We start from the raw sequence: 14,264 nt of genomic DNA, 5'->3' as shown, positions 1-14,264 counted from the left end.
TTAAAATTTAACATGAAAGATAGTGCATCTGACCCAACGGCTGACATCGCTAGAGAGTACCTGGAACGAGAAAATAAGGAAAAACAGGTACTAGCTTTACTCCTAGAGAAGTTTTTAGGGAGAAAAGATCAGATTCTTGTTCAAAAAACCGAAATGGGTGGTACTGAGGCTTATGTTAGCTCTGTTACCCTGGAATGGTTTGCAGGCCGGGTTCACTTCGCCTCTGGCTTACCTCTGTTTCAAAAAAAGTATAATCCTGAGACTGATAATGTCGAAATTGATGCGGATAGTATTGACGAAATTCAGCAGCGTCCCCTTGATTGGTCACGTCAAGCACCGCTAGTGCAGTATTTAGCGGCTAGACAAAATCACAAGTTTCCGCCAGTGCTAGTAGTAATTAATCAACCGTGGGTGGATAATCCCAAAGCTGCTGAGTGGGATAGCGAAGGACGCGCCACAAAGTCTACTACTGATTTTATACCCTTAGATAAAGACGCTAAAGTAGGTCTGCTAAATATTTCTGAGGATGATGTAACCATTTATGCACTAGATGGTCAACACCGATTAATGGGTGTACAGGGGTTGATGGAGTTAATTAAAACTCGTAAACTCCAGCGCTATAAAAAAGATAAAGGTGCTGATGACAGTTTTATTACAGTCAATGATTTGATAGAAAAGTACCAAGTAGACCTTGCTTACTTACAAAATTTACCCAAGGAAAAAATTGGTATTGAGTTCATCTGTGCGGTAGCGGCTGGGGAAACTCGCACCGAGGCGAGGCGTAGGGTGAGGTCAATTTTTGTTCATGTCAACCTGATGGCTGCACCCTTGACTAAAGGGCAACTAACACAGTTGAATGAAGATGATGGTTTTGCGATCGTTGCTAGAAAAATTGCAGTTACACATCCACTATTAGAACAACGACAAGATCGCAATCCTCGTGTTAATTGGAATAGTGCAACAGTCGCTTCCAATTCTACAGTTTTGACGACATTGCAAGCTCTACAAGATATGTCTGAGCGCTATTTGGCTCAAAAGTTCCCTCACTGGAAACCTTTGGAGAAAGGTCTAATTCCCATGCGTCCAGAGGATGAAGAACTTGAGCAGGGAATTGAGGAATTTAGAAAGCTATTTGATTCTTTGGCTAGTCTTTCTAGTTATAAGATTTTAGAACACGAGGATACACCAGCTTTACGGCGCTTCAGCTTTGAGAAAGATGGAGGTGAAGGAAATATGCTTTTCCGTCCAGTTGCTCAAGTTGCATTAGCGCAAGCTTTGGGAATTTTGGTTTTTAAAAAAGGTTTTTCTCTGGCAGATATTTTCAAGAAACTGCGGAAGTTTGACCAGCAAGGTGGTTTTAGTGGTATGGAATATCCCCAATCTCTCTGGTATGGGGTTTTATATGACCCAAATAAAAAGCGGGTGCAGGTTGCTGGACGAGATTTGGCGGCGAAGTTATTGGTTTACATCCTGGGTGGAATTCAGGAACAGATGGAACGTGCTGAACTTCGTAAGGCTTTGGCTGATGCTAGGACTCTGGAAGATAAAACTATAGGTTTTGATGGCAAATTTGTTGAACCAAAAGCAGTAGGACTTCCACCTGTCTTGTAATTATGCTTGAAATATATTTTGGCGATGCCATTGCAACGCTTCCAGTTCTGGAAAGTATTTCTCTGTATTTGGTAGAAGTATTATTTCACCATGAAAATCTTTCATAGGTTTAGCATGGGGAGATGCTTCTTCCAAATCATTACTAACTATAATTTTGTATTGCTCATCTACAGCAAACCAACCCCTATCAAATGCCCAATGATGATTTTTACAAAGAGCAATTCCATTATGAATTTTATTATCATAAAATTGTGAAAATGGCTTGATATGTGCACCATCCACAATATTTTGATTTACTTTTTTAGTTACTTTCAATCTACAAAAAGCACATCTGTAGTCATAAACGTGTACAATTGCTTTCCTAAAAAAAGCGTTTCTAATAACTGCTCGTTTCAAACTCCATCTTGGATTAGGCTCTAAATTGCCTGTTTCAATTATTTTTTCTATATTTACTGCGTCATCTTGAAAGGTTTAATTTATTTGTAAAATAGCTTCTAAATCATTTTCATTATCAGAAAAGAAAGCTGCCACAAGTGCATCAATTAGTTCTTTTCTGCAAAACTCATCTTGCAAAAAGTTAAATAATTCACTGTCTAGATATGCGTATTCAACAGCCTCCTTTAGCTTGTTAATTGTTTTTGGCTGTAACCCATTAAATTCAGGCTTAAATTTCAAGTACCAAAAGCCTTCATTTTGCATATGAAAGAAAGGATAGTGTAAACCACCTTTGTAAGATGGAGAACCGATTACATTCCAATACCTCTCAAATATTTGAACTAATTCGTCTGAAACCCGAATCTCGTTAGTAGTAATAACACCTCGTGCAATTAAATCAATTACAGATAAAAGTAATATTGGTTTATATTGAGCATTACCACGCTTCCGGCTACTACTCACATTTAATTCAGCAAAGCGTTTGCAATAATATGCTAGATTTTTCATATTTAATAACTTAATTAAGCAAGCGAAAAAATCAATTTAAGAATTTACTGAGGTCAAATTCTTCTTCTAGCTGTTCTTTTGTTCCTTTTTCAGAAATAAGAACTAATAGAAGTCGTTCTGAGTAGTCAACAGAACCGCGCAACTCACTTTGTAAAATTTCCAGCCCTGCATTAGCATACTCTTCAAATATTTGAGTACGTTTATCTTCATCTTGTTCTTCTCTAGATGAGAGTATGTTGATATCTTTAGTTTCAGTGATTCCTAATAATTTAATGATTAGGTCATAACCCAATGAAGCAAAATTTTCTTGTGGAATTGGAGATGGTTCTCTTTTTGTAGTTTCCCCCAAAGGAACGCGCTTTTTATTTTTAACGCCCAATGCTGCTGCAAACACCATAACTTCTACATAAGTCTGAAAAGGCCCAGTTGTGTCTTTTGATGCGACTAGAGATTTCACCAACTCAGCCTTATCTTTAGCAACCCTGATTCTATTTGCAGCCATTGTTTTAATATCTACATTGTTGCTATTTTAACCGAAAGTCAAAAGTAATAGTAATTATTGACGCATTATTTTATACTAGTATGTGAGCGATCGCTTAAACAAACAAATTATCTACTAACATAGTCCATCCTGGCACTGCGGGTTCAGCTTCAGCCACCTCACCACGGTGATACACTTGCAATTCATCAGGTTTACTAGCGCGATATACTCTAATAACTTCCTCTTTGAGTACGTCTACATCCCAAACTACCAATGTACCAGCCGCAAAATAATCACGGCGTTTATTAGCCATTTCTTCCTCAGCCTTATCACCGTAATCATTTTCACTTCGCACCTCAGCAGCAAACACAGGCGCACCATTAAGAAACTTTCCGCCTGTAGGTTTGCTAGTATAAAACGCAGCATCAGGACTTAAAGAACGGCGGTTAGGAAGATTGACAATAAAACCGACATTATCAGGCAAAGCATAACCACTTTTTTTCAGACGTTCATAATCCCGTAAACTTGCATAAATTTCACCACCTGCACGTCCTGGTGAAAATCCAGTTGGAGACATCAACACCAATTTTCCATTGACAATCTCTGCTTTACAATTGTCAGGTAAATGGTACAAATCTTCAATAGTTGCTTCAGTTTTAATACTCATAAAACCCCTAACTATGAATCTAGGATAATCCTAATTTAAATAGGAAATTGAACGTCCTCATCCACCAAAGAAATAGGAAAGTGAAAATCAACACTAGTGAAATGAACTTCATCCCCTTCTTCGTAAGGGTGTAATTCCCAGAGTCCTCTATCATTCTTGACTCGCAACCATAACTTTATCCTTTAAAGATTACGTTCAACCGCGATAATTTCAGTATACTCAAACTCGTTCGGACTTTGTTTCACCAAAGGATATCTTTCCCCACTCAACTCAATATAATCTTGTTCGCAATCTGGCTTAGAAGAATAATACGTAAGCACATATTCTCTACCAATTCTGTTTGTAATTTCTGCTTCTACTTCACCCCGCCATTGAGTTTTAGTAACTAAAACTATCAACTGATTCGCTAATTGGGGAATTGTCTTCGCAATGTGTCGCCGCGAATTTTCATCCAAACTTCCAAACGGCGAATCCATCACAATTGGGAAAGTACTACTATCGGGAATCATCATCATTTTTCGTTTCTCACTCCATTCCCGCACTTTGTCAATGATGCTGGCTATAAAAGATAAACTGAGAATTTGATTCTCCCCGGTAGAAGCTGCAACTGGCGCTTCCACACCTGTAGTATTTTCTACTAATGTCAGTTCATATTTATCGCTAATTTTAGGAATGTATGGAGTTACAGAAATTTCCGTGAATATCTCTTGTACTCGCTTTTCTAGTTGCAGACGAAATTGTTGTTCTTGACGATTTCTAACTTCCGTTAACCGTTCGATTGCATCTTGAGTGGCGTTAATTCGTCGCTGTGCTAAAGTTTGCTTATCTTCATTCAGCTTTTGCTTGGCGATTTGTTTGTTTAAACCTTCAATTTCAGTTGTGAGTTGAGCAATTTGCTGCTGATTTGCACCCTGTTCTCGATTTAATTCATCAATTTTATTTTCAATTTCATCTAAACGTTTTTGTAAACTGCTAATTTCTTCATTAGCATCTTTTCGCAAGCGTTCTTGAATATTGTCTAAATCGCCTTCAATCTGAGATATGCTTTGCCTTAACTGATTAATTCTACTTTGTTCTCTATCAACCTCTTCCCAAAATCCTATAGCTTGCTTATCAATTTCGTCTACTTGAGCTATCATCCGAATTGCAGTTTCTTCTACCGCCGAGGAACCGGCTTTATTTAACCAATTACTTACATGCCTATGAGAATGATTACCCGCGTGTAATTCTGCGCCACAAATGCAGCGTTGAGAATTGAGTAAATCACTGACAAATTCCCGCGAAATTCCTGATGTTAACTCGCCTCGCGCCTTCAAATCATTTATAATTCCTCGAAATTGTGCTGTAGTTTCTGAGAGTAAAACTGTATAACCCCGCGCGGAAATAACTTTTTTCAGCGCTTCCTTCGTTTTTTTATATTCTTCTTGATTTGCCGCTTTCTGTGATTCTAAATCCTGCCATCTTTCTTGTAATTCCTTAGCTGCACTCAGTTCTCGCAAACGGTTGCTTGTCTCTTTTTTAAAAGTTTGTTGATATTCTAACTCTTCTTTAATTTCAGTTTGCCGTTTGATAATGCGTTCACGTTCGCGTTCTATCTTTTCTTGCTGTCGTAATAGCTGTTTGGTTTCAGAATCACCAATAGCTTTTAACTCATTTTCTAGAGTTTTTTTAGCATCTCCCAAATGTCTGATGGAACGGTTGATTACTTCCACACCCAAGAAAATTTTTGTAGCTTCGGCAATTTCAGCTTTTTTATCAGAACGGACTATTTCTTCAATTCGTTCGCCGTCAAAGAAAAAATATTGATGTAAAGTAGCGGGTAAAATTTGATTAATTATATCGTCTGGTTGCTGAATTGGTATATTCCATTTACCATCATCTGCACCAACCCACATGGTTAATTGAGTTTTCCCAGCGTCAAAATCACCTTCGTTTTTATAACCCCGACAGGCGCGTTTAACTCGATAGCGTTTACCTTCATGTTCCCAGCCAATTTCTACCCAACATTCTACAGCTTGACCTTTTTGAGCTTCTGCGATCGCACGCTTATTTACTAACTGTTCTATTGATGCAAATGCTGCACTAAATTTTTCATATAATACCCAAGTAAAGGCATTTAGTAAACTGGTTTTTCCAGAGCCGTTATTACCATGAATAATCGTTGTGTTCTGAACATCTCCAGCAGTGAGGAGCATCTCTGGTGTCGTACCATAAAAGGAGCGAAAGTTGCATAGCTTGATTGAAGTCAGCTTCATCGCACCTCTTCCTTAATAATGTCCAAAATATGATCGTTTATATGGCTGTTTATCTTCTTATCTAGTCTGCCTTTTTCCAGCTTCCATACCCGCTCAATAATTCGCCGCACCTCCGGCGGAGCGCTGTTTATTGGCTCCTGCACATCATCGATATTCGCATCTTGTGACATCTTCGGTTTGGAAATATAGATTTTCCATATTTTAACTTTGTCTAGTGCTGTATTTACCACCGTAAAGTCACTGTTAGCGTTATCTTTAATTTTGTAAAAACTATTTTTTTAAATTTATACTTTTCTTTGAAAAAAGACTTTATTATTGAATGATATTCTGATATTGTTAATATTAAAATCTAGATCATAATGGGATGTAAGTGAAATTTTTAAAGACAGTTACGTTCCATTATCATCTAATTCATAATTTAATTATTTCATACTTAATGCTTGTTTTTTCAAAACTTGAAAATTTTTACAAAAAAATACAACTACATAGTTCATCATCAAATATCTAATAAACCATAGCGCTTTTGTAAATCAAGTAACTTCATTCTTGCAACACCTGCATTATCAGCTAAATCAGCAAATTCTACAAAGCGACGCAATTCCTTTTTCAATAAATTGCGCTCAACTTCGATAGTTTCTAGATCTAAATCTGGTGGCAAAACAATCATGTCAAATATAGTGGCGCGTTCCTTACCCGGATGAGGACGTAAAACTCGCCCCCGTCGCTGGATAAATTGGCGAGGATTTCCAGAACTTGATAAAATCACCGCAGTTTGAATTGCTGGAATATCAACACCTTCATCTAAACAACGAATTGCGACTAAACCTTGCAACTCTCCACTTTCAAATTGATGGCGCAATATTTCCCTTTCTTGTAAAGTTGTTTGAGCCGTATAAGTGCTTACCTTGTAACCTAAATCTACTCCGAGAATTTTAGCAACAGCTTTGAGTTGGCGTAGAGATGAACGTTGTCCCGCATCTTGGGAACCATCACTACAATAAAAAAGAGTGTGAGTAGTTTCGCGGCGAGTAATCATTAAATCCCGCAAAGCATTTAATTTATTTTCCGCCGCACCAATTAATCTTGCTCTTTGCATTAACAACGGTTTTAAATCTTCATTGTCTTCAAAATTTCCGCCATTTTCTCGATCGCGATAAAGTAGCGATCGCCCAATTCTTTTAGTTAACTTTAAATAGGCAATACTTTCGGCTTCAGTTAACTCTACCAGTACCGGATAATAGAGGTAATGTACTAACGCACCTTGAGCGATCGCATCCCTCAAAGTAAACTCTGGTTGCAGAACTGGGCCAAAATAATCAAATAGAGATTGCGTGCCAAAATCATCAAAATACCTCTCCGGTGTGGCAGATAAAGCCAGCCTCAACCCAACACTACGCGGTAAACTTTCTTCTAGCTTGGGTGCGCCTAAATTATGGGCTTCATCTCCAATAATTAGAGTTTTGGCGGGAAAATATTTGAGTTGAGACTGAAACCCATCTCCAATTAAAGTAGAGTTCGTAGTAATGACAGTAACAAACCGTTGAGAACCAGAACGCAGATTATAAATTTGGGTAGAAAGCTGACTTTGCCAAGTGCGTAAATTCTCAAAGGCTAAAATGGGTTGCAAATTAAATTTTTCGCATTCTCGCGCCCATTGGGTGACAAGATGGCGGTAGGGACACACCACCACCAGAACTTGTAAATTAATCTGCTGATATAATTCACAAGCGATCGCTAATGCGGTAATCGTTTTACCACTACCAGTAGCCATTTTCAGCGTGCCTCTGCCATTGTTGGTAAACCAGCTAGCGATCGCTTGGCGCTGATATTGCCGCAATTGCAGAGACGGAGGCATTCTTGGGCATCCTGGTAATGGTTGCGTGTGATAACTGCCCTTACTTTCCCTTGCAAATGGTAATTTCAACCGGAAAGTGGGCAGTTGTTGCACTGAATTTTGCGTCAGGTACATATTTTAAGCAAATGGGCATTGGGCATTGGGCATTGGGCATTGGGTGGGCATTGGGCATTGGGTGTTGGGCATTGGAGTTCTGAGTGAGGAGTTCAGAGTTCTTCTCCCCCATGCCCCATGCCCCATGCCCCATTCCCCAATTCAGTTGTAACCACGCCAAACACCAATGAGTGAACCTTGCACCTGTACTTGCATAGCACTGACTTCAATGGGATTGTACTTAGAATTTGCCGGTTTGAGGGTGACGCGATCGCCTTGGCGATAAAAACGTTTTAATGTTGTACCAAATCCATCAACTCTGGCGGCGACGATAGTACCATTTTTTAAATGATTTGGTTCTGCTACTGGACGCAGAAATACCACATCGCCATCAGTAATTAAATCTTCAATCATGCTATCGCCAGCTACCCGCAAAGCGTAAGTTTGGGGAGGTAAATCGAAATTAGAAAAGTCTAAATGATCTACAGCATCAGTAAACGGTTCTATTAAACCACCAGCAGCGATCGTGCCCAAAATTGGTACACCTTGTTTCACAGGACGCAAAATCCGAATTGTTCGCGCTTGTCCTTCAGTCCATTCTATATATCCTTTAGTGCGTAAATGTTCCAAGCGGCTTTGAATTGGTGCTGGTGACTTCAAGTTCATCGCTTGCATCATTTGCCTAATTGAAGGCGAATGCTGGTGCGATCGGATGTATTCTGCTAACCATTCGTAAAGTTCTTGTTGAGCTTCCGTTAGACGTTCCATAAATTTTGTGGGAAGTAATTATAAATGTCTCTAGAACATTAGTACTACAAAAAACTCCCCATAACAAGAGAAAAGTAAAAATATGAAAGGCAAAAGCAAAATTATTTTCTTTTCTTTTACCTTTTGACAAATAAGAATATTACAGGTTACAGGATTAGAGGGTACAGGTTACAAGCAAGAAAACTATACCCTATACCCTGTGCCCTATTCCCTACTCTGCTCCTAAAATACTCGCAAGCAAAGCCTTTTGGGCATGGAGGCGATTTTCTGCCTGTTCCCAAACTCGTGATTGGGAACCTTCAATAACTACCTCGGTAATTTCTTCACCGCGATGGGCTGGTAAGCAGTGTAAAACAATTGCCTCTGGGTCAGCAAGGCTCAATAACTGCTCCGAAATTTGGTAAGGCTGGAAAATTGGCATCCGGTTATCGGCTTCTGCTTCTTGTCCCATACTTGCCCAAACATCAGTGTAAAGTACAGCAGAACCCTTTGCAGCTAATTCTGGATCGTGAGTGAGGAGGACTTCAGTTTTGTTGTTAGCGATCGCTCTTGCTTGCTCTACAATCTTAGAATCTGGCTCATATCCGCTAGGAGTAGCAATTCTGACATTCATCCCCACCAAAGCACAGCCCAACATCAGAGAATTAGCTACATTATTCCCATCACCCACGTAGGTTAAAGTTAACCCAGCAAGGGTGTTAAAGCTTTCTTGAATCGTCAATAAATCAGCTAATACCTGACAGGGGTGTTCTGCATCAGTAAGCGCATTAATCACGGGAATCTTGGCATAATGAGCAAAAGTTTCCAAATCTTGCTGTGCAAAAGTGCGAATTGCCAAAATATCCAGATATCGATCCAACACCCGCGCCGTATCCTGTAAAGGTTCCCCGCGACTAACTTGAGTGACATTAGGGTTGAGATCGATTACCTGTCCACCCAGTTGGTACATCGCCACAGTAAAACTTACCCGCGTGCGAGTTGAAGCTTTGGAGAACAACAACCCCAAAACCTTATTACAATGCAACTTCAACTGTTGCGATTTAAGTTGAGTTGCCAATTCCAGGAGTTCTTGAAGTTCCGTAGGACTGATGTCCGCCAGACTTAATAAATCTCGTCCGAGCAATGCTGCCATGCTTGTAATCTGTAAAAAATAATTATATATTTCCGTTCCTTTATTCAGCCGTGCCAAGAAAATACAGTTTTAGAGCCGACTAGATATTTTTGGGTTCAGCCCAGGATTTGAGTTAGCTTTTGCCAAACTTTCGGATTTCATAGCCCAATCTAGTCAGAGGGAAATAATTTTAGCGATCGCACCTAGACAAATAAATTGATTATGGTACAATAATAAATTGTGGTTGCTATTTAAGAGCAATCGCTAAACCTGCCAGCATAGCACAGTGGTAGTGCATCCGACTTGTAATCGGAAGGTCGCGAGTTCAAATCCCGCTGCTGGCTTAAAATACATATAAAAATTTCAGTACTTACTGATAAATGGAGACTTAAACAACCGTTTATCAGGTAACTTACATATTTGCGATCGCCAGTGCAGTAAAGGCTATTTTGAGCCTAAAATAATAAAACCCTTATTAAGGCTTTAATAAGAGTAATAATTTAAATTACATAAATTTGTCAAATTGTCAAACAACTTGGCAAGTGACACTTATGAATTCGCAAGTTGTCGGTAGCGTTCTTGAACTTCTTGAATTGAAAACAAAGTTTCAAACTTCAACCCCGCTGACTCGTACAATTCCCCTCCTCCTTGTTGTCGATCTACTAGTGAAATTACTTGATTGACGGTATAACCTGCATCTTTAAGACGCTCAACTGCTTTCAAAGCCGATTGTCCAGTTGTAACTACATCTTCCAAAACTACTACTTTTGCACCCTCTGGTAAACTGGGACCTTCTATATAAGCTTTCGTCCCATAACCCTTGGCTTCCTTGCGAATAATCAGCGCTGGTATCGGTCGGTTTTCATAAACAGAAACTATACTCACTGCTGTCACAATTGGGTCAGCCCCCATTGTTAAACCACCTACAGCCTGTGTATCTAAAGGTAATAAAGGAAACACTAAACGCCCAACTGCCAAAGCCCCTTGAGGATGCAGTGTTACCTGTGTCTTATTGACATAATAAGAACTACGTAACCCAGAAGAAAGGAGAAAATCACCCTCTTGATAAGCAAGTTGACAAAATAAATCTAGTAGCTTGTGGCGCAAGGTGGTCAAATCAGGAGTGGTTGCCCAAATATCTGAGTGGGTAAGAGTTTCAGTAGGATACGTCATTACAAAACATTAAAAGTTGTGCTACACCAAAGGTTGAACTCATCAGAGTTCTGAACTTAAGCATAAATTAAGATTCGCCCAAAACAAAAATTGAGGAGTCGGAAACGTGCGTATAAAATTCAAAACCCTTGGTGGTTTATTAGTGCTGCTTGCTGCTGGTATTGCTTTTCCCTCTGTTGCATCTGCCCAAACGGAAACACCGAAAGCTGAAACTACGAGTGATGTATTTGAACGAGCTTATTTTCGTCACGATCGCAATTTCTACGAAAATAGCAGCCTCAAACGCCAGCTAGACTCATTTCTAGGATCTGGTTCTGGTTTCGGTGGTTCTTTCCCAGAAAATGAAATTGCCCGCGATGCTGAGTTGGTTAACACTTTATATCATGATGTCCTGACTCAGCAAGTTGGCAACGATCCTTATATTCGCACCCCTGATTTACCAAATCCTTATGACACATCACTGATGATGTCTCCTCGTTTGAATAGCAACAAACTCAGAGTAGGAACTGAATTCAGGTTTGAAACCTTACCATCTCGGTAAGATTGGGGAGTGAAGAAGGGAATAGGGTACAGCTTACAGGGTACAGATTATTCCCTATCACCTGTCACCTGTCACCTCTCCCCTAATTCCGTCTATTACTAGTTTTTGATGATGTCAGTGCGCCCTGCTGGAATCGAACCAGCCTGAAGACGAATTATGAGTTCGTTGCCTCCCCAATCGGCCAAAGGCGCTTGTAGTGTTGAGTTGCTATGAGTAAATTGCTTTCACTCTTAGGTCAACCTTAATTGGCTGATTTTTACAACGAGGAGAATACCTCATATACCGAGTTTAGCCAATTCAATGAATATACCACAAATTTACCACGTGTGAACACTGGACAATAGTTTACTAGATTTTTATACTACATAATTTGATCATAGATATAGTGCAAACTAATATTGATTAAGTTCCTTTAAGGATTGAGGTCAAAAGCTTCACTATTCTTAAATAGACCAGCATTCTATTGTGATAGCTTGTCAGCGATGAAAATAAATTCTACTGTACTTCTTACTTTGATTTTGTTAATCCTGATGATGGGAGCAGGTTCTGTGAGCGCACTTCTGGGGTTTGAACTAGGGAGTTCGGCACTTAAAGGCGTTACCACACCAGATGGGCGACCCACAACCAAATTTGCCAGCAATAAGGCAAATAGCTCTCAACAGGGAGGGCTAGTGCTATTAAAAGAGGAAGAGATTCTGAAAATTGTTAAGGCGCGAGTTGAGGGTAAGACCAAGGCTGCTAAATCAGAAAAGCTAGAGGAAGACGATGAAGAAACCAATAGCAGCAAGCAGAAACCAGAGGAAAAACCCCCAGCAGTGGTTGAAGAAAAACCCCAGCCAGGTTTTCCGATTACTGCCCAAAGTGAGGGTGTAACCATGACTGTAGAATCTTTCCGCTACTCTGGTGGTGATTTGCTTCTGAAAGTAAAAATGCAGAACAAAGGTAAGGATTCTGTGCGCTTCCTTTATAGTTTTCTAGATGTTAGCGATGATAAAGGACGAACCCTGAGTGCCAGTACAGAGGGTTTACCAACAGAATTGCCTGTAAATGGGCCAGCATTTTCAGGTACAGTGAGCATTCCCACAGCTTTACTTGATGATGTCAAAAAAATATCACTTGCTCTTACTGACTATCCCGCTCAACAATTGAAGCTAGAGGCATTGGATATTCCTGTAGAAAGGTAGATTGGGCAACTGGAGATTTTAGATTTTAGATTTTAGATTTTAAATTGGGGACTTGGTACTAAGCAATTTACCTAGATACCTAGAACTAAATCCAAAATCCAAAATCCAAAATCCAAAATCCAAGAATGGAGGGCGTGAGTTTTACACGAGCTTTGGTGGTGATTGGTTTTCCTAATTTAATTTGGACAGATGTGGCGCTACGGTTATTGTCAGTGCTACTACTGATTGCCATAAATGCCTTTTTTGTGACAGCGGAATTTTCGATGGTGAGCGTGCGGCGATCGCGTATTCACCAGCTAGTTAAGGCTGGGGATATTCCAGCGATCGCAGTCGAAATGCTACAACGCAGTATTGACCGACTGCTATCTACCACTCAGTTAGGCATTACCCTCTCTAGTTTGGCACTGGGATGGATTGGCGAAAGTACGATTGTCGTGCTGGTGAATGCATGGTTTAAATCCTGGCCTTTACCCAGTGGGATGACTACCTTCCTGGCCCATTCCCTATCAATTCCCATTGCCTTTTTCTTAATTGCCTATTTGCAAATTGTGATCGGAGAACTATGTCCTAAATCCTTAGCCATGCTGTACTCAGAACAGCTAGCGAGGTTTTTGGGGCCTTCGGTAAAAGCGATCGTGCGTTTTTTTGGCCCCTTCATTTGGATTCTCAACCAATCAACTCGTTTTTTATTACGAATTTTTGGCATCCAATACACAGGTCAAGGCTGGCGACCACCTGTAACCCCTGAAGAATTGCAACTGATTATTTCTACAGAATGGGGATCTACTGGTTTACAGCGTGCGGAGCGAGAACTGCTCAATAATGTCTTTGAGTTTGGGGATGTCATGGCCCAAGATGTGATGATCCCCCGCACCAGTATTATCACACTGCCAAAAGATGCTACCTTCCAGACATTACTCAAGGAAATGGCTTCTACTGGTTACTCTCGCTATCCCGTGATTGGTGAATCTTTGGACGATGTTCGCGGCATTGTTTATTTTAAAGATTTGGCACAACCTTTGGCTGTAGGAAACCTAAGTTTAGAGACACAGATCCAACCTTGGATGCGTCCCGCCCGATTTGTTCCAGAACACACGCCCTTGAGTGAACTTTTGCCCATGATGCAGCAAGAGAAACCAGCTATGGTCATGGTAGTGAATGAATTTGGCGGTACTGTGGGACTAGTGACAATCAAAGATGTCATTGCCGAAATCATTGGCGACGCCGGCGAACCTGAAAGCAGCGACGATTTACTGATTCAGATGTTAGATGAGCAGAAATTTTTGGTGCAGGCACAAATTAACCTCGAAGACCTCAACGAGGTTTTGCATCTCGATTTACCCGTGACAAGAGAATACCAAACACTGGGAGGCTTTTTGCTGTATCAGTTACAGAAAATTCCTGTTAAAGGCGAAACCTTCTGTTATGAAAATCTCGAATTCACTGTGGTATCAATTGTTGGCCCACGGCTGCATCAAATTCAACTGCGACGCCTGGAGGAGGAGGGGGAGGAGAGAGATGAGGAAGCAGGGGGAGCAGGGGGAGCAGAGGGAAAATAACCAATGCCCAATGCCCAATGCCCA

The 14,264-nt window shown here is 40.3% G+C and carries 12 protein-coding genes, 2 tRNA genes and 2 pseudogenes; 5 read left to right on the top strand and 11 right to left on the bottom strand.

The genetic code is table 11. The features are described from left to right. Positions 1–12 precede the first annotated feature (12 nt). On the top strand, positions 13–1,611 hold the full coding sequence (locus A4S05_RS06360) for a DGQHR domain-containing protein (protein ID WP_069068984.1): 1,599 nt from the start codon (positions 13–15) through the stop codon (positions 1,609–1,611). On the opposite strand, the pseudogene A4S05_RS06355 reads toward A4S05_RS06360, so the two are convergent. From A4S05_RS06355 to argF, 9 genes and pseudogenes are all read right to left on the bottom strand, one after another. Further along, a pseudogene (locus A4S05_RS06355) lies at positions 1,612–2,553 on the bottom strand (HNH endonuclease). Between the two features lie 31 nt (positions 2,554–2,584). Next, entirely contained in the window at positions 2,585–3,055 is a 471-nt protein-coding gene (locus A4S05_RS06350; protein WP_069068983.1) for a DNA phosphorothioation-associated protein 4, read from the bottom strand. A gap of 94 nt (positions 3,056–3,149) precedes the next feature. Then, on the bottom strand, positions 3,150–3,701 hold the full coding sequence (locus A4S05_RS06345; RefSeq protein ID WP_069068982.1) for a Uma2 family endonuclease: 552 nt from the start codon (positions 3,699–3,701) through the stop codon (positions 3,150–3,152). A gap of 35 nt (positions 3,702–3,736) precedes the next feature. Beyond that, positions 3,737–3,856 (bottom strand): annotated as a pseudogene (locus A4S05_RS43015) (Uma2 family endonuclease); the annotation flags it as partial. A 27-nt stretch (positions 3,857–3,883) separates the two neighbouring features. Further along, positions 3,884–5,956, bottom strand: coding sequence for an AAA family ATPase (locus A4S05_RS06340; protein ID WP_069068981.1), 2,073 nt, complete (start codon positions 5,954–5,956; stop codon positions 3,884–3,886). Next, a complete protein-coding gene (locus A4S05_RS41375) occupies positions 5,953–6,126 on the bottom strand; it encodes a hypothetical protein (protein WP_176726931.1) in 174 nt (57 codons plus the stop codon). The genes A4S05_RS06340 and A4S05_RS41375 overlap by 4 nt, the downstream gene beginning before the upstream one ends. 326 nt (positions 6,127–6,452) lie before the next feature. Then, entirely contained in the window at positions 6,453–7,925 is a 1,473-nt protein-coding gene (locus A4S05_RS06335; RefSeq protein WP_069068980.1) for a DNA phosphorothioation system restriction enzyme, read from the bottom strand. A gap of 141 nt (positions 7,926–8,066) precedes the next feature. Further along, positions 8,067–8,672, bottom strand: a complete 606-nt coding sequence (lexA, locus tag A4S05_RS06330) for a transcriptional repressor LexA (RefSeq protein ID WP_069068979.1) — start codon at positions 8,670–8,672, stop codon at positions 8,067–8,069. Between the two features lie 211 nt (positions 8,673–8,883). Next, positions 8,884–9,804, bottom strand: coding sequence for an ornithine carbamoyltransferase (gene argF / locus A4S05_RS06325; protein ID WP_069068978.1), 921 nt, complete (start codon positions 9,802–9,804; stop codon positions 8,884–8,886). A 251-nt stretch (positions 9,805–10,055) separates the two neighbouring features. On the opposite strand from argF, the gene A4S05_RS06320 reads away from it, so the two are divergent. After that, positions 10,056–10,127 (top strand) — tRNA-Thr (locus tag A4S05_RS06320). A gap of 205 nt (positions 10,128–10,332) precedes the next feature. On the opposite strand, the gene pyrE is transcribed toward A4S05_RS06320, so the two are convergent. Continuing rightward, entirely contained in the window at positions 10,333–10,956 is a 624-nt protein-coding gene (pyrE, locus tag A4S05_RS06315) for an orotate phosphoribosyltransferase (protein WP_069068977.1), read from the bottom strand. 106 nt (positions 10,957–11,062) lie between these two features. Here pyrE and A4S05_RS06310 point away from each other — a divergent pair, with 106 nt between their 5' ends. Beyond that, a complete protein-coding gene (locus tag A4S05_RS06310; RefSeq protein ID WP_069068976.1) occupies positions 11,063–11,497 on the top strand; it encodes a hypothetical protein in 435 nt (144 codons plus the stop codon). 118 nt (positions 11,498–11,615) lie between these two features. Here the strand turns inward: A4S05_RS06310 and A4S05_RS06305 are convergent. Then, positions 11,616–11,688, bottom strand: a tRNA-Ile gene (locus A4S05_RS06305). 291 nt (positions 11,689–11,979) lie between these two features. Between A4S05_RS06305 and A4S05_RS06300 the strand changes: the two genes are divergently transcribed. Further along, positions 11,980–12,681 carry a hypothetical protein gene (locus A4S05_RS06300; protein WP_069068975.1) on the top strand — a complete coding sequence of 234 codons (702 nt, stop codon included), beginning with the start codon at positions 11,980–11,982 and terminating at the stop codon, positions 12,679–12,681. Positions 12,682–12,806: 125 nt separating this feature from the next. Beyond that, a complete protein-coding gene (locus A4S05_RS06295) occupies positions 12,807–14,240 on the top strand; it encodes a hemolysin family protein (RefSeq protein ID WP_176726930.1) in 1,434 nt (477 codons plus the stop codon). Positions 14,241–14,264: the final 24 nt, after the last annotated feature.

Origin of the sequence: Nostoc sp. KVJ20 (genome assembly GCF_001712795.1) — a bacterium.
In the GTDB taxonomy this organism is placed as follows: Bacteria; Cyanobacteriota; Cyanobacteriia; order Cyanobacteriales; family Nostocaceae; genus Nostoc.
Note: the sequence above shows the minus strand (reverse complement) of the source record. Positions and strands in the feature narration are given on the sequence as shown.

Bases quoted from the DNA above. Each gene is read 5' to 3' on its own strand.
- A4S05_RS06360 (WP_069068984.1), top strand. From the start codon at position 13: ATGAAAGATAGTGCATCTGACCCAACGGCTGACATCGCTAGAGAGTAC.
- A4S05_RS06350 (WP_069068983.1), bottom strand. From the start codon at position 3,055: ATGGCTGCAAATAGAATCAGGGTTGCTAAAGATAAGGCTGAGTTGGTG.
- A4S05_RS06345 (WP_069068982.1), bottom strand. From the start codon at position 3,701: ATGAGTATTAAAACTGAAGCAACTATTGAAGATTTGTACCATTTACCT.
- A4S05_RS06340 (WP_069068981.1), bottom strand. From the start codon at position 5,956: ATGAAGCTGACTTCAATCAAGCTATGCAACTTTCGCTCCTTTTATGGT.
- A4S05_RS41375 (WP_176726931.1), bottom strand. From the start codon at position 6,126: ATGTCACAAGATGCGAATATCGATGATGTGCAGGAGCCAATAAACAGC.
- A4S05_RS06335 (WP_069068980.1), bottom strand. From the start codon at position 7,925: ATGTACCTGACGCAAAATTCAGTGCAACAACTGCCCACTTTCCGGTTG.
- lexA (WP_069068979.1), bottom strand. From the start codon at position 8,672: ATGGAACGTCTAACGGAAGCTCAACAAGAACTTTACGAATGGTTAGCA.
- argF (WP_069068978.1), bottom strand. From the start codon at position 9,804: ATGGCAGCATTGCTCGGACGAGATTTATTAAGTCTGGCGGACATCAGT.
- pyrE (WP_069068977.1), bottom strand. From the start codon at position 10,956: ATGACGTATCCTACTGAAACTCTTACCCACTCAGATATTTGGGCAACC.
- A4S05_RS06300 (WP_069068975.1), top strand. From the start codon at position 11,980: ATGAAAATAAATTCTACTGTACTTCTTACTTTGATTTTGTTAATCCTG.
- A4S05_RS06295 (WP_176726930.1), top strand. From the start codon at position 12,807: ATGGAGGGCGTGAGTTTTACACGAGCTTTGGTGGTGATTGGTTTTCCT.